Source organism: uncultured Nevskia sp., assembly GCF_903885465.1.
GTDB lineage: Bacteria > Pseudomonadota > Gammaproteobacteria > Nevskiales > Nevskiaceae > Nevskia.
Genome location: NZ_CAISIQ010000074.1, coordinates 1 through 20947, shown reverse-complemented (window position 1 = coordinate 20947; position 20947 = coordinate 1). Strand labels below are relative to the sequence as shown.

The following is a 20947-nucleotide window of genomic DNA, read 5'->3' as shown; positions in this document are numbered from 1 at the left end:
CTCTTCATTGCGCGAAGTCGATCACCACGCGCGACGCGACATTGCCGTGCGTCAAGCGGTCGAATACCGAATTGATGGCCGACAGCGGCTGTCGCTCGATATCCGCCTTGACCTTCCCGTGCGCCGCGAACGCCAGAGCCTCGGCCATATCCTTGCGGGTGCCGACGAACGAACCCCGGATGGTGATGCAGTTGGCCACCACATCGAATAAAGGCGTTGGAAATTCGCCAGGCGGCAAGCCGACCAGCACGCAGGTACCTCGTTTTCGGGTCATGCCCACGCCTTGCGTGAACGCGCTCAGGGAGGGTGCGGTGATCAACACCCCGTGGGCGCCGCCTCCTGTCGATTGCTTCACAGCCATCGCTGGATCAGCCTGACTGGCATTGATCGTGACATCAGCGCCCAGGCGCCTGGCGTGCTCGAGCTTGCGGTTGTCAACATCGACCGCGCACACCTGCAAACCCATGAGCTTCGCGTACTGGATCGCCAGATGGCCGAGGCCACCGATGCCGGTGATCGCGATCCACTCGCCGGGTCGTGCTCCGGTCTCCTTGATTCCCTTGTAGCTGGTGACGCCGGCACAGATGATGGGCGCCGCATCACACGCCGAAAGACCGTCTGGCACATGAGCGACGTAATCGGGATCGGCGAGCATGTATTCGGCGAATCCGCCGTTCTTCGTGTAGCCACCGAACTGCGCCTCCGCACAGACCGTCTCCCAGGCCGACAGGCAGTATTCGCAGTGACCGCAGGCCGAGTAAAGCCACGGCACACCAACCCGGTCCCCTTCCTTGACCGCCGTCACGCCGGCACCGAGCGCGGTGACGATTCCGATGCCCTCATGGCCGGGGATGAAGGGCAGGGCAGGTAGCAACGGCCAGTCGCCGCGTGCGGCGTGGAGGTCGGTATGGCACACCCCACAGGCTTCAGTCCGAACCAGGATCTGGCCGGGACCGGGTGCGGGAATGATCCATTCCTGCAAGGAAAGGGGCTTGCCGAACTGCTCGACGACGGCGACCTGCATTCTGCTTTCCACGATTGCCTCCGCTGGAAAAAATTATCTCTGTCAATTGGGCGGGATCGATGAATACATGCCTAGGCCGGGGCATCGATCGAATCGATGCGAACCAGCTTCTTGTTGACGAACTCCTGGATGCCCATCCGCGACAACTCCCGCCCGTAGCCGGAGTTCTTGATGCCGCCAAACGGCAGGTCGGCCGTGGTCCAGGTCGGGTGATTGATGAAGACCATGCCGGTATCGATGTGCCGAGCCAGGTGCTTGCCACGCGCAAGATCGGCGGTAAAAACACAGCCGCCAAGCCCGAAGTCCGAATCGTTGGCCAGGGCCACGGCTTCTTCCTCGTTTCGTACCGTGAAGACCAGCGCGACAGGCCCGAAAAATTCCTCACGGTAGGCCGAGTTCAGAGACTCGATGTTGCTCAGGATCGTCGGCTGCATGAACGCACCGGGCCGGTCGATGCGCTTGCCGCCCATCACCAGCGTGGCGCCATCGGCCACGGCTCGCTGGACCTGATCGAGCAATTTTTCCAGCGCCGATTCTGTGGACAGGGGACCGAGTGTGGTCGCCGGATCCATCGGGTCGCCCGGCTTGAGTGCCGACAGGGCCTCCTGGAACTGATTGAGGAAAGGCGCCGCGATCTTGTCGATGAGGATGAACCGCTTGGCCGCCACGCAGCACTGGCCGGTGTTGTTCATCTTGGCCCAGACCGCCCATTGGACGGTCTTTTCCAGGTCGGCATCTTCGAGCACGATGAAGGCATCGTTGCCGCCCAGTTCCATGGTCGACTTCTTGAGGTTCTGCCCGGCTCTGGCCGCAACACGCTTCCCAGCCTCGACGCTGCCGGTGAGGGCGACGCCCTTGATGCGGGGATCGTCGATCACGTGATTGACCTGATCGTATGAGATGAGCAGGTTGGTGTAGGCGCCAGCCGGGGCGCCGGCATCACGCCAGAGCTGCTCGAAGGCGATCGCGCACTGCGGCACGCAGCCGGCATGCTTGACCATCACCACGTTTCCCGCCATCAGATTGGGTGCCGCGAAGCGGGCGAGCTGGTAGTAGGGAAAATTCCAGGGTTGGACCCCGAACAGCACACCGAGCGGACTGCTCTGAACCTCGGCCTCGCCGGAGGCCGGAGCCAGCGCTTCAGGGGCCAGGAATTTCGCGGCGTTGCGGGCGTAGTAGTCCAGGATGTCGACGCTCAGCCTCACCTCGGCGCGAGACTGATCGATGAGCTTGCCCATTTCGAGCGTCACCGGCCTCGCCAGTTCGTCGATGCGCGCGTGCATCAACTGGGCCGCTCTGGCGACCACGACGGCGCGTTCAGCAAAGCTCTTCAGGCGCCAGGTCTCGAAGCAGTTCGACGCGGTGGCAATGGCGGCTTCGAGTTCGGTATCGGTAAGTTCCACGAAGGTCTTGAGGACCGTACCGTCATACGGATTGACGCTTTGATAGCTCATGGAATCTCTCCTTGATGGCTTACGACTCGGCGATCAGCGGCGCGAGGATCACTTCTTCAAGGACGGCAGCGTGATCGTCTCGCCGGCAAGCATGAAGACGCCATTGCCTCGATGATGAAGCGTGCGTGGCTGGGGGCAGGCTGGATCGATCCAGGCCTTGACCACTTCCAGCACGAAGAAGTTGTAGCGATTGGTCAGGCGTGTATCGACGACCCTGCACTCGAGGTTTGCATAGCATTCCTCGATGATTGGAGCGGCCACTTGTTCGGCTGGCAAAGATGTCAGGCCAAACGCCGCAAACTTGTCCACGCGCTGGCCCGTGGTGTTGCCGCAGCCGACGACTTGCATCGCCAGTTCAAACGTCGGGATATTGATTGCGCATTGCCGCGTGGCCTTGAGCGCGATGAAGCTGAAGTTGTTCTCGCTGACGACACAGCCCAGCAGCGGCGGCTCGAAATCCATCATCGTGTGCCAGGACATCGGCATGACATCCTGCGAACCCTTGTGTGCAGTTGTCAGCAGCACCACCGGACCGGGCTCCAGAAGACCGTAGACCTTCGATAGCGGAAGCTCGCATTTGCTTGCGGCGATAAGGAGCCTCGACCCGACCGGCTGCTTGCCGTCTCGTCCATCGGCATGACACACCAACGACATGCTCAGTAGTCCATCAGTGCGGTGCGACCGGCGTTGGCACCCTCGGCGGATGCCGGCTGGAGTGCGGGATAGTCGGTGTAGCCTTCGGCACCGCCGCCATAAAGTGTCTCGGGCTTGAACGCTGCGAGCGGCTCTTCGTGCCGCAGACGTTCGACCAGATCCGGGTTGGCGATGAACGGCCTGCCGAAAGCCACCATGTCGGCGGCACCGGTAGCCACGGCTTCCACCGCCATCTCGCGTGTGTAGCCGTTGTTGACGATCCAGGCACCACGCTCGTTGCCGTTCCTATAACGGCCACGTAGCGCGCCATAGTCGAAGGGCGCAATGTCGCGAGCGCCGCCGGTCGCCCCCTCGATGACGTGAATGAAGGCCAGACGCAGCGGCGCGAGTTGTTCGATGAAGGTGTTGAACAGCCCCTGCGCGTCGCTGTCTTGTCCGGCATCGTTTGCCGGCGTCACCGGAGACACGCGGATGCCCGTGCGACCCGAGCCGATCTCACCGACGATCGCAGTCATGACCTCGACAGGCAGACGGGTGCGATGCGCTTGGCTCCCGCCATAAGAGTCAGTACGGTCATTGATGCTGTCGCGGAGGAACTGCTCCAGCAGGTAGCCGTTGGCGCAGTGCACTTCAACGCCGTCGAAACCGGCATCGATGGCATTGCGAGCGGCGTGGGCATAGGTGGTGACCAGGCGCGGCATTTCATCGAGACGCAGCGCCCGAGGCGCGGATGTGTCCTCGAAGCCTTTGGCCGTGAAGGTCTTGCAGTTCGCACGCCGCGCGGTGCTCGATACCGGCGAATGTTCGTTGGGCTGCAAGGACACATGCGAGACACGACCCACGTGCCAGAGTTGCAGCACGATCTTGCCGCCGTCTGCGTGGACCGCAGCGGTGACCCGGCGCCAGCCATCTATCTGCTGCTCGTTGTAGATGCCCGGCGTCCCGAAATACCCCTGACCCTCGTGCGAGATCTGGGTGGCCTCGGCGATGATCAGACCAGCGCTGGCGCGCTGAGCGTAGTAGGTAGCCATCAGCGCGGTCGGCGTTCTGTTGGCATCGGCGCGGTTGCGCGTCAGCGGCGCCATTGCAATGCGATTGGCGGCGGCGATATCGCCGATTCGGATGGGATCGAACAGATCGGTCATGGGTAGGTTCTCTATCGGTTAAGGCGGCCGGTGATCAGGGGCTGACTGCCATCGACGCTAGGCCTCTCGCAATCATCCGTCCGTCTTGCAGCGCAATTTGATAACCATGAACGACGCCATCGAAAGGCTCGTTGCTTGTCAAACGTGATGCGGTGCTTTGCAGACAATCCCAGACTTTGCGCAGGCAGTGATCAGCGCAGTTGCGGGTGGTCAGGGCGGCGAATCCAGTTGTTCACTCGGCGTTTCTGCCGAAGACCTGATTACCCAGGCGGCGTTGCGGGTCATCGGTGGACCGGCATACGCAAGGGGTGATGCGCAACGCGCTGAATCCCGGCGCACGACAAGTCGCCACCTCTCCATGGCTTTCCGTTCAATGTCGCCAACGGGCGTTCTGGAATGGCCTACAGATCGGCAAACATCCAAGGCCGGATGGGCGTCTCGATAGGCGGCATCAAAGCATGGAAACTTCATGGCGATCCTTCCTCCATGGTGTCGTTGACCGATTCCACGGGCGGATTGAGTAAAGCAGCGGCCTCGACAATAGCCACAGCTTTGACACCGGTCGGTACGACGGCGCACGCAAGTTCGATTGTGCTCAGCTGATCAAGCAGTGTGTGTTGACGTACTGACCCTGGCACCAGCCAGGCTCACGATGCCCGTCATGAGCGATGAGAAAAGCACCGTCGATAGCCACCCTGGCGGCGAGCATTCCCGTGCCGGGACTGCTGCGGACCTCTCGGGCCAGACCGAATCACATCTCGCCTGCGAAGCGTATGAACGCCGCTCGAAAGCCAGCGAGCCTGCCTACATCGGCGTGGCAAAAACATTGCTGGCCGATGACAAGGGTTTGCTCGCCGTCGACGAAAGTCCGGGCACCTGCAACCAGCGCTTCGCCGTGTTCGGCATCGCCCAGTCCGAGGCGGCGCGACGGGCGTATCGCGAGCTGATCCTGACCGCACCTGGGCTCGTCGACAGTATTGGCGGCGTCATCCTTCACGACGAGACCCTTCATCAGTCCACGAAGTGGGGGCAAGCCTTCGTCGAGGTGCTCCGCGAGGCGGGCATCGTGACCGGTGTCAAGGTCGATATCGGTGCGAAGGACCTGGCCATGCATCCCGGCGAAAAAATCACCGAAGGACTCGACGGCCTGCGCGAACGCTTGAACACCTATTTCCGAGTCGGTGCGCGTTTCGCCAAGTGGCGGGCCGTCATCACCATCGGTCATGGCTTGCCGAGCCGCGCCAGCATCGAAGCCAATGCCCACGCACTGGGGCGTTATGCCGCGTTGTGCCAGGAAGCGGGACTGGTGCCGGTGGTCGAGCCCGAAGTGTTGATGGAAGGCCATCACTCATTGACGACTTGTCTTGAAGTGACCGAGCAGGTGCTGCTCGCCGTCTTCATCCAACTCGATCACCAGGACGTGCGGCTGGACGGCATGATCCTGAAGCCGAACATGGTGCTCGCTGGCCTTGACTGCCCGCAGCAGCTGTCTGCCGAGGAGATCGCCGACGTCACGGTGGACTGTCTGCGACGCACGGTACCGGCGGCAGTACCCGGCATCGCTTTCCTGTCTGGCGGGCAGCCTGCCAAGCTCGCCTCGCAGCGGCTCAGCACGATGAACCGGCGAAGCCGTTCGCGTCTACCCTGGGCGCTCGGATTCTCGTTTGCCAGGGCGATCCAGCAACCAGCGCTCGAGATCTGGCGCGGTAATGACGCGAACGTTCTGCCAGCTCAACAAGCCTTGCTGCATCGCGCTCGTTGCAATCGTGATGCCTGTCGAGGCACTTACGAGATCGCGAGCGATCAGCAATGAGAGCAGCAGCACTTCTTTTCGTTCGCTCTATGGTCCAGCGAACCGACCCGGCGAGTTACGAACAATATGGTCGATGACTTGATCGATCGTCTGCATGTCGCCGTCGCGCATCAGAAGATGCCGACTTGGTTGATCGCGCCTTCTCTCGGAGAACATCCATGTCACATCGAGTTGCGAACAAGCCGAACGTCGTCGAAGCAGGATCTACAACCTGGATCGTGGTGGCCGATGCAGGGCGCGCCCGCATCCTGTCGCCCGCCGACAATGACAGCGTAATTCTTGATGAGCGCGGCCACCTCGACAACAACGAGGCGCGTCTGGAAGATCACGAAGCCTTGGCCGATCGCAGTGGTCATGTCAGCCAGGGGCCGGGCGGCATCGGACATACCTTCGAGTCACGTATATCTCATGCCGAGCATGTAGCCGAGACCTTCGCCAAGACGTTGTGCTCAAGGCTGGACAAGGCGCGTACCTCGGGCGAGCTGACCAAGATCTACCTGCTTGCCGCACCGCATTTCCTCGGTCTGATGCGCAAAAACCTCGGCAAGGACACCCATCGCCTTGTGGCGGATGAGTTTGCGACCGACCTCACGCAGCACTCGGCAGCCGATATACGCAAGGTCTTGCCCGTTGTGCTGTGAACAAGCCCGCGGTCAGCTGATCAGGCGCTTTAACAGTGAGCAATGGCGTCAGAATCGACAATGCAGATCGGATGGCTTGCAACATCCGTCCACATTGCCAGATCTGATGTGGAGCTTCCTAGGCGTCTGCCATTTCCGACTCATCACGAGCATCTTCCGGCCAGTATCCGGACCGGTTGTAATGGTGGTAGAGACTTCTTTCAAGGCGCCTGGTGAGTTGCACGCTCGAATCGTAGGCCGGGGCATCACGGATGGCCTGTCTGTCCAGATCGATGGACACTGCCTGATCTGTCCAGCTGACGTCGTCGATCCATTCCGGTGCGATCAGAACCTTGTGACCCAACCACCAGTTGCTTGTGTCAACGATCATGTAGCGGAGTACCCAGGTCTTGTCATCGACCAGGAATCCGGAAACGTGTCCGATCCCGCCGTCGTTGGTCTGGATTCGGTAGCCGGACACCGCGTTACAGCTTCTCAGATTGGGATCGTCATTCCGGTGGCGATTCTTTAGAGCGCTGGCGTAGGCGCGGTCCACATCGCGCAGACCAGCAGAGGCTGAGCCATTGATGATGTGACCGGGGAACATTGCGTAGGGATACATTCCACCACCCCACAGCCCTTCTCCATCCCAGTAATAGGGATAGCCGTAATACCCGAGATAGTCCGATTCGTACTGCCGGGAAACAGGTCTGTCGGTATCGACATCCGGGCTGTTGCGGACCTGCTCCATGGTGATCGAGACCGGAAGCGTCTTCTCAAACCATTCGGAATCATGAACCGCAATGGGCGAGATCAACACTTTTCGGCTCGAAAGCCAAGTGCCGGTCTCGACTACGAAGTAGCGAACGACCCAGGCATGGTCATCAAACAGAAAATCCTTGACATGTCCGATTTTTCCGTCGGTAGCGGAAACCATGTAGCCATCGAGGTCTTCCATGCTTCTCAACATGACTGTATCTCCTTGGAGGCGTACAGCGGGACCATCTCTTGACGGTCCGTTGGGTGCATCCAGCCAATGGATAGCGCACCAGATAATCAAGCGGGGCCTTCGCAATGGCCCCTTCAGGTGTTCAATAGGCGACGGTGAGTTTGTCGACGACGTTGTTGACGCCCGGTGTTCCCCATGCCGAAGTTTTTGCGACTTCGCGCTCGGCCCAGGAATTGACGGTTCCGGACAAGGTCACATCGCCGCCGCGGACGTCAACCGAAATCCGATCCGGATGTGCCGTTGCCCTGCGCTTGAGTGCAGCCTCGATATCGGTCTTCACGGCCTTCGAGGTCAGCTTCGGCCTGATGGCAATGTTATTGCTCAAACCGGTGACGCCCATCAGGTAGCGGACCGATGTCGCGGCAGTCACGCGCTGATACTGCCATTCCACTTCACCGGAAAGCGTGACCCAGCCATTCTCGACCATGACCTTGATGCTGTCCTTGGAGAGATACGACGTCCATTGCAATACATTCTCGGCTGAGCGTGCGATGTCGACGTCAGTGCGCTTGCTCGGTCCGGGCAAGGTGACCTCGATCTCCACCGTCAGAGCCATGACGCCCTCGACTCGCTGTGCGGCCGCTTCAGCATGCCATTTATCGGCATAGCTGCCGACATTTCCGGTAAGCGTGACGATTCCGCCCTTGACTTCCACGCCAATGGTGGCGGCGTTCACCGACGGCTCCCAGTTCAACTCGGCGAGTACATCTTTCTGAATCTGAATGTCGGTTTTCATTTCTGTCCTTCCTGATGTTTGAACAAGACAAGACTGTGCGACGCGGACAGTATCGAGTCTGTACGGCATCTCTCTTAGCTACTTATTCGATGCGCGCAACGGTCGTGTCGGTTGCAGGAGTTCCGGCGTGCTCATGGCAAGGGTAACGTTGTAGAGGCGATCTCTATGGTGTGCATCAGCTCCTGCGAAAGTGCGGAGGGTCGCGTGCGCCGCCGAACCGACGGGGCAGTTCGATCCCACTACGAAGCGTGCTATCCGACATTCGCTTCTACGGACGCTAGGAACCTTTCCACGAAACTCTCATCAGGAAGAAGAGCATTTCGAAATCACACCCTGTCGCAATAACCATCTTCGGCGCGCTGTCCAGTGCGGCAACGGTCAATGCACATATTGCCAATGGCATAACCAAGGTCGATCTGCGTGTCACCGAATCCACCGAACTCGCTCTGGGATGAAGCTGCAAGAACACCTAGATGGGCAAGACCATCCATAACGAAGCAGAACAGAAGGTCGGCAAGGTGGAATACTTGATCATCTCGCCCGACAGCGTTTCGTACGCCATCGCCGGCATCGGTCGCCACGACGTCGCGATACCGGTCACGCAGATCTAGGACGAGGCCGGCAGGCTGGTTCGGCACTGGGCGGTGTAGTCGGGATCGCCACCGTCGCCTCCTGGATGCTGTCCGGCGTGATGGCCGTGCCCTATGTGTTCGACCCGGTGATCAATCTACGGTCGTTGCTGTTCTCAGCCGCGATCAGCGTCGTGTTCTGCTACTTCCCGGCACGGCGCGCGGCGCGCATGGATCCGATCGACGCGCTGCGCCATGAGTAGCCAGGTAGTGCTCTCGTCGGACCTATCCTGCACCACGAATCAGCCTCACAGCGAAACCCGCTATGTAGCCAAGAATTGCTCGCCAGAGAAAACTTCATTGATCTCGGCCTGCGCCTTCAGCCAGTCGTTAAGCGGATCCTGATATTGAAAGCCACGATCAGCAGCCCGAAAGTAGGCCGCCTGCTCGATCAGATGATGTCGTTCATCGTCATCCAGGAAGCGCTTCGCCGTCATATGGGTGGGTGCCGGCGCTGTAGTCACATCGACGGCGTTATCCGCTACCTCAAAGCTAGAGGCTTTAAGGGTTTCCTGGACGACCGTCGCATTGAGCGCCGTTGCTCCGAGCTCCTCGGTACCGTACGACTTCGGGTGATGAATTTCGCTCTTCATGATGACCTCGTCGGGGAAGCGCCGGTGCGTGCTACAGAGTGAGGTCACCTTGAACAGCGTCGGCCGAAAGGTCTGTACGTTGCCTCGCACAGGCGAATGAGCGTCGCTCAAATCGACTTTGCGTGCGTTCTCCAACAGACCGCGCGACGCATTTGGCACGACAGTTCCGTCAGCCCGCTTCGAAACCGGCCGAGGTCTTCTCTCCACCAAGAGAGCCGAGCGAGCAATGAACGATCTCCCTACGGCCCACCGCTCGATAGCCCGGCTTCTGCCGAGGGATATTCCGGGTTTTGACTGCCTGATCGAACTCGCGCTGAACCTCAGGTGGTCCTGGAACCATGCGACGGACGACATCTGGCGGCAACTGGACGCCAGTCTCTGGGGCATCACGCAGAACCCTTGGGTGGTCTTGCAGACCGTGTCACGCGAACGCATTGACGCGCTGCTCGCTGAACCCTCGTTCCGCAAAGCGCTCGACGATCTCATCGTGGCGCGGCGACAGTCGATCGAAGCGCCGGCCTGGTTTCAGCAGCATCACCTGCAGAGTGCCTTGCGTTGCGTCGCCTACTTCAGCATGGAGTTCATGCTCAGCGAAGCACTGCCGATCTACTCCGGAGGTCTCGGCAACGTCGCGGGCGACCAGCTCAAGGCGGCGAGCGATCTCGGCGTGCCGGTAATCGGCATCGGCCTGTTATTCCAGCAGGGCTACTTCCGTCAGGTCATCGACGAGGATGGCGTGCAGCAGGCTCTGTATCCCTGCAACGATCCTGGCCAAATGCCGATCACGCCGCTACGTACCCCGAACGGAGAATGGCTGCGCCTGGAGATCGCGCTACCGGGTTACTCGGTATGGTTGCGTGCCTGGGAGGTCCTGGTCGGCCGCGTGAAGCTCTACCTGCTCGACAGCAACGATGCGAGTAATCCGCCGGTCCATCGGGCGATCACTAGCGAGTTGTATGGCGGCGGCCCGGAACTGCGTCTCCAGCAGGAGCTGATTCTCGGAATCGGCGGATGGCGTCTGTTGGAGGCAATGGCCATCGAGCCAGATGTCTGTCACCTGAACGAGGGGCATGCGGCGTTCGCCGTACTGGAAAGGGCGCGCAGTTTCATGACCAGAACCGCCTTGCCTTTCGACGCCGCACTGGCGGCAACGAGGGCTGGCAATCTGTTCACCACGCACACCGCGGTGGCAGCCGGCTTCGATCGCTTTTCGCCTGCGCTGATCAGCCACTACCTGGGGGCTTACGCCACCGGGCAACTCGGAATTCCACTTCACGATCTGCTCGCGCTTGGCCGGGCCAATGCCGACGATGCTGCCGAGCCGTTCAACATGGCCTATCTGGCGATTCGCGGCAGCGGCGCCGTCAATGGCGTCAGTTGTCTGCATGGCGCGGTCAGCCGGCTGCTGTTCGCCCCGTTGTTTCCGCGCTGGCCCGAAAGCGAAGTTCCGATCGGGCACGTGACCAACGGAGTCCACATGCCGACCTGGGACTCCGCCGCCGCCGATCAGCTGTGGACCGACGCATGCGGCAAGCATCGCTGGCACGGCTCGGCCGAAACGCTCGAAGGCGACATTCGCAAAGTTGATGATGGGAAGCTCTGGCAATTGCGGACCGTGGCCCGTGGTCAGCTGATCGACTTCATGCGCACACGATTGTCGCGTCAGCTTGCCGCATCGGGTGCCTCAACGACGGCGGTAGAAACCGCGCGGCATCTGTTCAATCCTCGAGTCCTAACCTTGGGCTTTGCACGCCGATTCGCGACCTACAAGCGTCCGAATCTGCTGTTGCGTGATCCGGCGCGGCTGCTTCGGTTGCTGGCCAATCCCGAATGGCCCGTACAGCTGGTCATCGCCGGCAAGGCGCATCCGGCCGACCACGCCGGGCAGGCGCTGATTCGCCAGTGGATCGAGTTTATTCGCAGCCCGGAGGTTCGGCCGCATATCGTGTTCTTGAGCGACTATGACATGGCACTTGCCGAACATCTGGTGCAGGGCGTGGATGTCTGGCTCAACACGCCGCGGCGGCCCTGGGAGGCGAGCGGCACCAGCGGCATGAAGGTGCTGGTCAATGGCGGCCTCAATCTCTCGGAACTCGACGGCTGGTGGGCCGAAGCCTGGACACCCGGCGTCGGCTGGGCGCTCGGCGATGGACGCGAGCACGCAGACGACGCGGCCAACGATGCCAAAGAAGCTGATGCTCTCTACGAGTTGCTCGAGCGCGAAGTGATTCCGCAGTTCTATGCTCGGAACAAGTCCGATATTCCGGTCGTCTGGACAAGACGCATTCGCGAAAGCATGGCGATGCTCACGCCGCGTTTCTCGGCCAGTCGTGCGGTGCGCGAATACACCGAGTTGCACTATCTGCCGGCCGCAATCGTAGTGCAGGCGCGTATGGCAGGAGGCGGCGAGCTCGGCAAGCAGGTCGCCGAATGGCGTCGAGATCTCGAAGACCATTGGAGCCGCCTGCGATTCGGCCTAGCCAAGGTCGAGCTGCGCAGTGGGGAGCTGGTCTTCGAAGTGCAGGTTCAGCTGGGCGAGACTGATCCCGAATCGGTTCGCCTGGAGGTTTACGCCGAAGCGTTCGCATCAAGCCCACCCGTGCGGCTGCTGATGTCGCGAGATGCGCAATCAACGGGCCTGCTTGGGTCGCATACCTATCGCGCTTCTCTGCCGACGGAACGTCAGCCGTCGGACTTCACTGTGCGAATGCTTCCGTATCGTGCCGGCGTTGCGGTTCCACTGGAAGCCTCCCAGATCACTTGGCAGCGTTGAATCCGCCGACCAGATGGGAGCCTGGGTATGCTCTGATTTGCATCAATGCTCGGACGCGACAATGCGAATAATTGGCTGGCCGATGCGCCGCTGCTGGAATGCATTGCGGAAGACCCAATACCCTGCCACTGCCCCTGGCAGCGAACGAGTATGAATATTGTGCGGCCACGAACAGACAAGATCCGCAGCTACGCTGAGAGTGCGGCCTGTTCAACTGATTCCTCACCGCTTGGTTGAAGCTTAGCCGGGCCCGCAATGATCAGCTGCCGGAACGATGTTTGCTGATCGCGCGTCGTGAAGCGACGTCGCCCTGGCCACCCGCGCGCCGCCCACCTGCCATCTCCGTAGAGCACGCATGAACAAGGCCCAGCAACTTCACAATCTCGGTCAGAGTCTATGGCTGGATAACATCAGCCGCGCGATGCTCGATGACGGCTGCCTCCGGACGATCATCGAACAGTTTTCGGTGACCGGTCTGACGTCGAATCCGACGATCTTCGACCAGGCAATAGGCAGCACCGATGCCTATGACGCTGGCATCCTGGCCAAGACCCGTGCGGGTCTGTCCGGCGAACCGCTGTTCATCGAGCTGGCTCTGGAAGACCTGCGCCGTGCCGCCGATCTGTTCCGGCCTTCGTTCGACGAAACCCGCGGCGTTGACGGCTGGGTGTCGATGGAAATCTCGCCGCTGCTGGCCGAAGACACGGCAGGCAGCATTGCGGCGGCGGCCAGCATTCACACGTTGGCCGATCGGCCAAACCTGTTCGTCAAGATTCCTGGAACACCCGCCGGCATCCCGGCGATCGAGGAAGCGATCTTCAGGGGTATTCCGATCAACGTCACGCTGCTGTTCTCCCGCGAGCACTATCTGGCTGCAGCTGATGCGTACCTGCGCGGCATCGAGCGGCGTCTCGCAGCCGGGCTCGATCTCCGCGTCGCGTCGGTGGCCTCGCTGTTCGTTAGTCGCTGGGATCAGGCGATCGATGCGTCCGCGACTGCCGAACAGCGCAAATGCCTCAACACCGCCAGGGCCAGATTGATCGACCGCGAGGATCGCGACGCCGGTGTTAACCCCAATATCGCAGCAGCCTTGGCAATGGCCGGCAGCCGGGGTGCCGACAGCGATCCGGCCGGCGTGCCGGCAGAGCTTGGCAACCGCCTTGGTATTGCCATGGGCCAGCGTACTTATCGCGCCCACCGCGAGCTGCTTGCCTCGCCGCGCTGGCGGGCACTCGCTTCCGTCGGCGCGCGGCCGCAGCGTCTGCTGTGGGCCAGCACCGGCACCAAGGCCCCGAACGCATCCGATACCCTGTACGTCGAGGCGCTCGCCGCGCCCGACACCATCGATACCCTGCCCGAAAAGACGCTGCGGGCTTTCGCGGACCATGGCGAGCTGCACGGCACGATGGCCGAGGATGGTGGCGACGCCGAAGCCGTGCTGACGCGCTTTATGAGTGCCGGCATCAACGTCGATGCGCTGGCATCGCGATTACAGGTCGAGGGCGCGGCGTCGTTCGTTCATTCCTGGCAACAACTACTCGGACGTATCGCCGACAAGCACGCGACGCTTGCCGGTGTTGCCGTACATCCCGCGTGACCGCAATTGCAGCCCTCCGTGGGCGACCGGAGTGGCAGGCGCTTGTGCGCCACCACCAGGAGATCGGCGAGCGTCACCTGCGGCAATGGTTCGCCGATGACCCATTGCGCGGCGAGCGCTATGCCGCCGAAGCCGCGGGCCTGTATCTGGATTACGCCAAGCAGCGCATCGACGATGTCACCTTGCAGTTGCTGCAGGACCTCGCCAAAGCCTGCGGACTGCACGAGCGCATCGAGGCGATGTTCAGTGGCGAGCGCGTCAATGTCACGGAGCAGCGTGCGGCGCTGCACGTCGCGCTGCGGGCACAACGCGGTGATCGCTTTCTGGTCGACGGATGCGATGTGGTGCCGGCGATTCACACCATGCTTGATCGGATGGCGACGTTCTGCGAACAGGTGCGCGGCGGCACTTGGCTCGGATATTCCGGCAAGCGCATCCGCAACGTCGTCAACATCGGCATCGGTGGCTCGGACCTCGGGCCAATGATGGCCTTCGAAGCGCTGCACGATTACCGCCTCAGCAGTATTGAGTTCCGCTTCGTCGCCAACGTCGACGGCGCGGATTTTTGCGGCGCGGTCGATGGCCTCGATCCGGCCGAAACCCTGTTCGTGGTCTGCTCCAAGACCTTCGCCACGGTCGAAACCCTGAGCAACGCCCGCGCCGCACGTGCCTGGTGCGTGGCGGCGCTCGGCAGCGAACCGGCGGTGGCGAGGCACTTCGTCGCGGTGTCGAGCAACGCGGAACGAGTCCGTGCGTTCGGCATCGACCCGGCCAACACCTTCAGCCTGTGGGACTGGGTCGGCGGGCGCTATTCAATGGATTCGGCGATCGGGCTGTCGACCATGCTGGCCATCGGATCGCAACACTTTCACGATCTGCTGGGAGGCTTTCACGCGATGGACCAGCACTTTCGCGGCACGCCGTTCGAGCAGAACCTGCCCATGCTGATCGGCCTGCTGTCGGTCTGGAACAACAATTTTCTCGGCTGCACGACCCAGGCCGTCCTGCCTTACGCGGCCTGTCTCAAGCGCTTCCCGGCCTACCTGCAGCAACTGTCGATGGAGAGCAACGGCAAGCACGTCAACCTCGACGGCGTGCCGGTGGATTACAACACGTCGCCGATTGTCTGGGGCGAGCCCGGCAGCAACGGCCAGCACTCGGTCTATCAACTCCTTCACCAGGGCACCCAGCTGATTCCTTGTGACTTCATCGGCTTCAGCCGAACCTCGTCGCCGCTCGGCGACCAGCACGATCTGCTGATGGCCAGCCTGTTCGCGCAGAGCGAAGCCTTGGCTTTCGGCAGAACGCCAGCAGCGCTGCAGGCCGAAGGAACGGCCACGGCGCTGATCGCGCACCGGAGCTGTGCCGGCAACCGGCCAAGCAACACGCTACTGGCCGAACAGCTCGATCCTCGAACACTCGGTGCGCTGGTAGCCCTCTACGAGCACAGCGTGTTCGTGCAGGGCGTGATCTGGAACATCGACTCCTTCGATCAGTGGGGCGTGGAACTGGGCAAGGTATTGGCGACGCGGACTGCCGCCGAGATCGCCAGCGACAGCGAGCCTCAGCTGAGGCATGACAGCTCGACCAACACGCTGATCCGCCGCTATCGACATCTGCGCAGCTCATGACAACGACTCTAGAGTCCACGCCATGAATACCGAAACCGCGCTGAAACCTGTGCTTGACCTGGTTTGCGGCATGATCGTGAATCCTGAAACGGCCGTGCATACCGAACGGGGAGGGGAGACGTTCTACTTCTGCGGCCAGCATTGCCTCGACAAGTTCCTGGCGTCGCCCCAGGTCGGAGAGGCGTCTGCTGTTCCGAACCCGCCGAAAGCCGCTTCCAACGCAACGATCTACACCTGCCCGATGCATCCGGACGTCGAGCAAGACCATCCAGGTGCCTGTCCGAAGTGCGGCATGGCCCTGGAACCGAAGGCGGGAAGCATGGCGCCTGCAGCCGAGGACAACGCCGAACTGCGCGACATGAGCCTGCGCTTCTGGATCGGCGCCGCATTGACCTCGCCGGTATTCATCATGGCGATGGCGCATCTGGTTCCGGCGCTAGGCCATGACACTTGGGTCGATGGCGACGCATCGCGCTGGATCCAGTTCGGCCTCGCCACGCCGGTGGTGGCGTGGGCAGGCTGGCCGTTCTTCGTGCGCGGCTGGCGTTCGCTGCTGACGCGCCAATTCAACATGTTCACCTTGATCGCGATCGGCGTCGGCACGGCCTATCTGTTCAGCGCAGTTGCCATGCTGGCGCCGGGCTGGTTTCCAGCCCGCGGACATCATTCCGGGCGGGTCGCGATCTACTTCGAGACGGCGGCCGTGGTGGTGGTCCTGGTCCTGCTCGGCCAGATGCTGGAACTGCGTGCGCGCAGCCGCACCGGTAGCGCCATCAAGGCCCTGCTCGATCTGGCGCCGCCCGTAGCGCGCAGGGTCGAGGCCGGTGGCGATCGCGAAATTCCCCTGGATCAGGTCAAGGTGGGTGATCTGCTGAGAGTCGTGCCGGGCGACAAGGTGCCCGTGGACGGCGTGGTGACCGAAGGCCATTCCAGCGTTGAAGAATCGATGGTCTCCGGCGAGCCGCTGCCGGTGGAGAAGGCGGTGCACGACAAGCTCACCGGAGGCACGGTCAACGGCCCAGGCAGTTTCGTGATGCGGGCCGAGCGGGTCGGCAGCGACAGCATGCTCGGCCAGATCGTCAGCATGGTGGCCGAGGCGCAACGCAGCCGCGCGCCGATTCAGAGCCTGGCAGACCAGGTGGCCTCGATCTTCGTGCCCGCCGTGCTGGCGATCTCGGTGCTGACCTTCGTGACCTGGATGTGGATCGGGCCGGAGCCGAAGCTGGCGAACGCCATCATCAATGCGGTGGCGGTGCTGATCATCGCCTGCCCCTGTGCACTGGGGCTGGCGATTCCGATGTCGATCATGGTCGGCGTTGGCCGTGGTGCGCAGATCGGGGTCCTGATCAAGAACGCCGAGGCGCTGGAGCGGCTGGAGAAGGTCACGGTCCTGGTCGTCGACAAGACCGGCACGCTCACCGAAGGCAAGCCCCGGCTGATCGATGTGCTGCCCGCCGAGGGCTTTGACCAACAGCGTCTTCTGCGACTCGCCGCAGCACTGGAGCAGGGCAGCGAACACCCGCTCGCAGCAGCCATCGTCAGCGGAGCGAACGAGCGCAAGCTTGAACTTCATCCCGTCACCGATTTCCGCTCGGTGACTGGCGGCGGCGTCGTCGGCCGAGTGGGCGACAGCCTTGTCATAGTCGGCAAACCGGCCTTCCTGCGCGATGAAAAGGTCGCCGGACTGGAGCCGCTGGAAGCACAGGCCGAGGGCTTGCAGGACGCCGGCAAGACGGCGATGTTCGTCGCCGTCGACGGCAAGCCCGCCGGAATCGTGGCGGTTGCCGATCCGATCAAGGCCAGCAGCATGGAAGCCATCCAGTCGCTACAGGCGCTGGGCCTGAAGCTGGTGATGCTCACCGGCGACAATAGCCGCACCGCGGCCGCGGTGGCGAAGTCACTGGGTCTGGATGCGGTGGAAGCCGAGGTCGAACCGGCCGGCAAGGTTGCTCACGTCAAGAAGCTCCGCGCGCAAGGGCAGCGCGTGGCCATGGCCGGCGACGGCATCAACGATGCTCCGGAACTCAGTGAAGCCGATGTCGGAATCGCCATGGGCACCGGCACCGATGTGGCGATGCAGAGTGCCGGCATTACTCTGGTGAAAGGCGATCTGCGCGGCATCGCGCAGGCGATTCGCCTCAGCCGCGCGACGATGTGGAACATCCGCGAGAACCTGATCTTCGCCTTCCTCTACAACGCGATCGGCATTCCGGTGGCCGCGGGGCTGCTGTATCCGTTCTTCGGCTTGCTGCTGAGCCCGATCATTGCCGGCGCCGCGATGAGCCTGAGTTCGGTCTCGGTGATCGGCAATGCGCTGCGATTGCGGACCACGAAACTTTAGCGCCATGCGTCTTCGACGGGCGCGGTCCTCGCTATGATTGCGCGCAATAGCCGACGGAGGTCTCCATGCGCCACGCTCCTGCTGTCCTCATGCTCACGCTCTGCATAACCGCCACGCTGAGTGGCGTGGCCAACGCGGCAACGAATCCACCGCCGATCAAGCCTGGACTTTGGGAAGTTCGTAGCGAGCGCGAGATCGATGGCCAGAAGGCACCTGACCCGATGACCAAGTTCAAGGAATTGCCGCCCGAAGCCAGAGCGCGGATGGAGGCCGTGATGAAAGAGCGTGGCATCGACATGAGTGCCGCGAGTGGCGGCGCCGTCAAGCTCTGCCTCGACAAGGCTTCGCTGGACGCAGGCCAATGGCAGCAGGCGGATGGCAAGTGTCAGACCACCTATACAACGCAGGACAGCGTTCATTGGCAGTGGCACTCCACGTGCGCCGATTCGGCGACCGAAATCGACGGTGAAGCTCGCTTCATTGATTCAGAGCATTACACCGTGAACGCCACGATGAAGACTGCTCGCAAGGGGGCCGCACGCACCATGCAGGTGAAGACGGACTCTCGCTGGCAAGGCGCAGACTGCGGCAGTGTTGTGCCGATCAACAAGTTGCAGACACCGGTTACCGTGCCGGCTGGCAGATAGCCGGCGCATGGGCAGCTGTCAGTAAGCGACGGAGCGATCTTCGATCCGCTCGAGCTTCAAGCGCTGGCTTGCGCCACATCGTCAATGATTCTCCCGTTGAAGTCTCGAACTGCTGGGCAGCGGATTGCAGATGCGGAAGGCCGAACAGGGCCTGCAGAAGGCTTGGGTTGAAAGCCGCCAATACTCTTTCCCCTCCTTGCTAATCAATTGAGATTCGGCAGCGCAACGCAGCCGAGATACTGAGGCGGTCCTCCAGTACGTTCTTGGCCTGCTTCGGGTTGCAGACCTCGAACTGTGCAGAAGCGAACCAATCAACAGTCGATAGTTGCATGCGGGCGCTAACGCACCGACGAATCCGCCGCAGCGCTCCACGCTGGCAGCTGTAGTCGAATGCAGCGGAGCGCCAAATGAATCACCTGTACTGGAACGACTGGTATGCGGGCTGGGGATGGTTTCTCTGGTTCGGCGTCTGGTTTCTGCTGATCTCGAGCGTCGGTCACTGGGGTTATAGCTACCGCTCCAGCCGCCGTTACCTTGCCGAGCCGCGCAAGGAAGCACTGGACATCCTCAACGAGCGTTATGCGCGCGGCGAGATCACGCGCGAGGATCACAGTCGGATGAAGCTGGACATTGCAGCCAAGTAAGGCAGTAGGCATCAGACAAGGAGATCTGCTGATGACTCGAACGCTGGACGCCGATCTGCTTCACAGGATGGATGCCTACTGGCGCGCAGCGAACTACTGCTCGGTCGGCCAGATCTACCTGTTCGACAACCCACTGCTGAAACGGCCGCTGGCGCTCACCGATATCAAGCACATGTTGCTCGGTCATTGGGGCACCACGCCCGGCCAGAACTTCATCTACGTACATCTGAACCGGGTCATCCAGCAGCACGACCTCGACATGATTTACATCTGCGGGCCCGGGCATGGCGGTCCGGCCGTGGTGGCCAACACCTATCTGGAAGGCACTTACAGCGAGATCTATCCACACATCACCCAGGATGAAGCCGGGCTGCAGAAGCTGTTTCTCCAGTTCTCGTTTCCTGGCGGCATTCCGAGTCACGCTTCACCCGAGTGCCCGGGTTCGATCCACGAAGGCGGTGAGCTCGGCTACTCGCTGAGCCATGCCTTCGGCGCCGTGTTCGACAATCCTGGCCTGGTCGTGGCCTGTGTCATTGGTGATGGCGAAGCGGAAACTGGTCCGCTGGCTACGGCTTGGCATTCGAACAAGTTTCTCGATGCAGCCACTGACGGCGCGGTGCTGCCGATCCTGCATCTCAACGGTTACAAGATTGCCAATCCGACCGTACTGGCGCGCATCACCCACGAAGAACTGCAGAAATTGCTGGAAGGCTATGGCTGGACGCCGCTGTTCGTGGAGGGATCCGATCCCGCCCTGATGCACGAGGCGATGGCGACCGCCCTTGATGATGCTGTCACGCAGATCAAGGCCATCCAGCAGACGGCACGCGTCGACGGCGATCACCTGCGGCCGCGCTGGCCGATGATCGTGCTCAGATCGCCTAAAGGCTGGACGGGCCCCGAGCTGGTCGATGGTCAGCAGATTGAGGGGACCTTCCGTGCGCATCAAGTGCCGATCTCGGATCCGAGCACTCATCCGGGACATCTCAAGCTGCTGGAAGACTGGCTGCGGAGCTATCGGCCGGAAGAACTGTTCGATGGCCAGGGTCGCCTCAAGCGCGAACTCGCTGACCTCGCCCCGCAGGGCGAGCGGCGCATGGGCGCCAATCTTCACGCCAATGGCGGGCTGTTGCTGCGCGATCTTGCGATGCCGGATTTCCGTGACTACGCGGCTGAGGTGTCGGTGCGCGGCGTACACGGCATCGGCGACACGCGCGTGCTGGGGCCATTCCTGCGTGACCTCGCCAAGGGTAACGATTACGAGCGGAACTTCCGGGTCTTCGGCCCTGACGAGACCGCCTCCAATGGCTTGGCAGCCTTGTTCGAGGTGACCCGGCGCCAGTGGGATGCCGCGACCGAGCCGAATGACGAGTTTCTCGCGACTAGTGGTGGAGTACTGGACTCGATGCTCAGCGAGCACCAGTGCCAGGGCTGGCTGGAAGGCTATCTGCTGACCGGGCGACATGGCCTGTTCAACTGCTACGAAGCTTTCATCCACATCGTCGATTCGATGTTCAACCAGCATGCCAAATGGCTCAAGGTCGCTTCTCAGTTGCCATGGCGAAAACCTATTGCCTCGCTCAACTACCTGTTGGCCTCGCATGTCTGGCGCCAGGATCACAACGGCTTCTCGCATC

17 protein-coding genes and 1 pseudogene are annotated in these 20947 nt (G+C 61.7%); 11 read left to right on the top strand and 7 right to left on the bottom strand.

Annotation, left to right across the window (positions count from 1 at the left end):
• Nucleotides 1-4 precede the first annotated feature (4 nt).
• The 4 genes from adhP to QZY06_RS02760 form a co-directional block, all read right to left on the bottom strand.
• Nucleotides 5-1024, bottom strand: coding sequence for an alcohol dehydrogenase AdhP (gene adhP / locus QZY06_RS02775; RefSeq protein WP_295679882.1), 1020 nt, complete (start codon nucleotides 1022-1024; stop codon nucleotides 5-7).
• A gap of 71 nt (nucleotides 1025-1095) precedes the next feature.
• Nucleotides 1096-2478, bottom strand: a complete 1383-nt coding sequence (locus QZY06_RS02770; RefSeq protein WP_295679880.1) for an NAD-dependent succinate-semialdehyde dehydrogenase — start codon at nucleotides 2476-2478, stop codon at nucleotides 1096-1098.
• A gap of 48 nt (nucleotides 2479-2526) precedes the next feature.
• Nucleotides 2527-3069: a flavin reductase family protein gene (locus QZY06_RS02765; RefSeq protein WP_367275546.1), complete on the bottom strand. Its 543-nt coding sequence runs from the start codon at nucleotides 3067-3069 to the stop codon at nucleotides 2527-2529.
• A gap of 65 nt (nucleotides 3070-3134) precedes the next feature.
• Nucleotides 3135-4277, bottom strand: a complete 1143-nt coding sequence (locus QZY06_RS02760) for an alkene reductase (RefSeq protein WP_295679878.1) — start codon at nucleotides 4275-4277, stop codon at nucleotides 3135-3137.
• 808 nt (nucleotides 4278-5085) lie between these two features.
• Between QZY06_RS02760 and QZY06_RS02755 the strand changes: the two genes are divergently transcribed.
• Nucleotides 5086-6090 (top strand): class I fructose-bisphosphate aldolase, encoded by a 1005-nt coding sequence (locus tag QZY06_RS02755; protein ID WP_367275545.1) that lies wholly within the window; start codon nucleotides 5086-5088, stop codon nucleotides 6088-6090.
• A 125-nt stretch (nucleotides 6091-6215) separates the two neighbouring features.
• The gene (locus QZY06_RS02750) at nucleotides 6216-6731 is read left to right on the top strand and encodes a host attachment protein (RefSeq protein ID WP_295679872.1); all 516 of its coding nucleotides are present in this window, start codon (nucleotides 6216-6218) and stop codon (nucleotides 6729-6731) included.
• 118 nt (nucleotides 6732-6849) lie between these two features.
• Here the strand turns inward: QZY06_RS02750 and QZY06_RS02745 are convergent, their stop codons facing one another.
• Nucleotides 6850-7668: a PRC-barrel domain-containing protein gene (locus QZY06_RS02745; RefSeq protein WP_295679870.1), complete on the bottom strand. Its 819-nt coding sequence runs from the start codon at nucleotides 7666-7668 to the stop codon at nucleotides 6850-6852.
• Between the two features lie 133 nt (nucleotides 7669-7801).
• A complete protein-coding gene (locus QZY06_RS02740; protein ID WP_295679868.1) occupies nucleotides 7802-8455 on the bottom strand; it encodes a BON domain-containing protein in 654 nt (217 codons plus the stop codon).
• Between the two features lie 473 nt (nucleotides 8456-8928).
• Here QZY06_RS02740 and QZY06_RS02735 point away from each other — a divergent pair, with 473 nt between their 5' ends.
• On the top strand, nucleotides 8929-9066 hold the full coding sequence (locus QZY06_RS02735) for a hypothetical protein (RefSeq protein ID WP_295679865.1): 138 nt from the start codon (nucleotides 8929-8931) through the stop codon (nucleotides 9064-9066).
• Between the two features lie 20 nt (nucleotides 9067-9086).
• Nucleotides 9087-9287 (top strand): annotated as a pseudogene (locus QZY06_RS02730) (ABC transporter permease); the annotation flags it as partial.
• 60 nt (nucleotides 9288-9347) lie between these two features.
• Here the strand turns inward: QZY06_RS02730 and QZY06_RS02725 are convergent.
• The gene (locus QZY06_RS02725) at nucleotides 9348-9677 is read right to left on the bottom strand and encodes a DUF2934 domain-containing protein (RefSeq protein WP_295679861.1); all 330 of its coding nucleotides are present in this window, start codon (nucleotides 9675-9677) and stop codon (nucleotides 9348-9350) included.
• Between the two features lie 226 nt (nucleotides 9678-9903).
• On the opposite strand from QZY06_RS02725, the gene glgP reads away from it, so the two are divergent.
• The 7 genes from glgP to QZY06_RS02690 all read left to right on the top strand — a co-directional run.
• Nucleotides 9904-12450, top strand: coding sequence for an alpha-glucan family phosphorylase (gene glgP / locus QZY06_RS02720; protein WP_295679858.1), 2547 nt, complete (start codon nucleotides 9904-9906; stop codon nucleotides 12448-12450).
• Between the two features lie 355 nt (nucleotides 12451-12805).
• Nucleotides 12806-14047: a transaldolase gene (locus tag QZY06_RS02715; RefSeq protein ID WP_295679855.1), complete on the top strand. Its 1242-nt coding sequence runs from the start codon at nucleotides 12806-12808 to the stop codon at nucleotides 14045-14047.
• A 44-nt stretch (nucleotides 14048-14091) separates the two neighbouring features.
• On the top strand, nucleotides 14092-15678 hold the full coding sequence (pgi, locus tag QZY06_RS02710; protein ID WP_367275544.1) for a glucose-6-phosphate isomerase: 1587 nt from the start codon (nucleotides 14092-14094) through the stop codon (nucleotides 15676-15678).
• 22 nt (nucleotides 15679-15700) lie between these two features.
• Nucleotides 15701-18019, top strand: a complete 2319-nt coding sequence (locus QZY06_RS02705) for a heavy metal translocating P-type ATPase (RefSeq protein ID WP_295679851.1) — start codon at nucleotides 15701-15703, stop codon at nucleotides 18017-18019.
• Nucleotides 18020-18108: 89 nt separating this feature from the next.
• A complete protein-coding gene (locus QZY06_RS02700) occupies nucleotides 18109-18666 on the top strand; it encodes a DUF3617 family protein (RefSeq protein ID WP_295679849.1) in 558 nt (185 codons plus the stop codon).
• Between the two features lie 407 nt (nucleotides 18667-19073).
• Complete coding sequence (locus QZY06_RS02695) at nucleotides 19074-19310, top strand: SHOCT domain-containing protein (protein WP_295679846.1); 237 nt, start codon at nucleotides 19074-19076, stop codon at nucleotides 19308-19310.
• Between the two features lie 31 nt (nucleotides 19311-19341).
• The coding region (locus tag QZY06_RS02690; RefSeq protein WP_295679843.1) for a phosphoketolase family protein at nucleotides 19342-20947 on the top strand (1606 nt) is incomplete at its 3' end.

Coding starts and splice junctions, on each gene's coding strand:
- adhP (WP_295679882.1), bottom strand. CDS start 1,024: ATGCAGGTCGCCGTCGTCGAGCAGTTCGGCAAGCCCCTTTCCTTGCAG.
- glgP (WP_295679858.1), top strand. CDS start 9,904: ATGAACGATCTCCCTACGGCCCACCGCTCGATAGCCCGGCTTCTGCCG.
- QZY06_RS02760 (WP_295679878.1), bottom strand. CDS start 4,277: ATGACCGATCTGTTCGATCCCATCCGAATCGGCGATATCGCCGCCGCC.
- QZY06_RS02725 (WP_295679861.1), bottom strand. CDS start 9,677: ATGAAGAGCGAAATTCATCACCCGAAGTCGTACGGTACCGAGGAGCTC.
- QZY06_RS02770 (WP_295679880.1), bottom strand. CDS start 2,478: ATGAGCTATCAAAGCGTCAATCCGTATGACGGTACGGTCCTCAAGACC.
- QZY06_RS02715 (WP_295679855.1), top strand. CDS start 12,806: ATGAACAAGGCCCAGCAACTTCACAATCTCGGTCAGAGTCTATGGCTG.
- QZY06_RS02740 (WP_295679868.1), bottom strand. CDS start 8,455: ATGAAAACCGACATTCAGATTCAGAAAGATGTACTCGCCGAGTTGAAC.
- QZY06_RS02700 (WP_295679849.1), top strand. CDS start 18,109: ATGCTCACGCTCTGCATAACCGCCACGCTGAGTGGCGTGGCCAACGCG.
- QZY06_RS02745 (WP_295679870.1), bottom strand. CDS start 7,668: ATGGAAGACCTCGATGGCTACATGGTTTCCGCTACCGACGGAAAAATC.
- QZY06_RS02735 (WP_295679865.1), top strand. CDS start 8,929: ATGGGCAAGACCATCCATAACGAAGCAGAACAGAAGGTCGGCAAGGTG.
- QZY06_RS02695 (WP_295679846.1), top strand. CDS start 19,074: ATGAATCACCTGTACTGGAACGACTGGTATGCGGGCTGGGGATGGTTT.
- QZY06_RS02705 (WP_295679851.1), top strand. CDS start 15,701: ATGAATACCGAAACCGCGCTGAAACCTGTGCTTGACCTGGTTTGCGGC.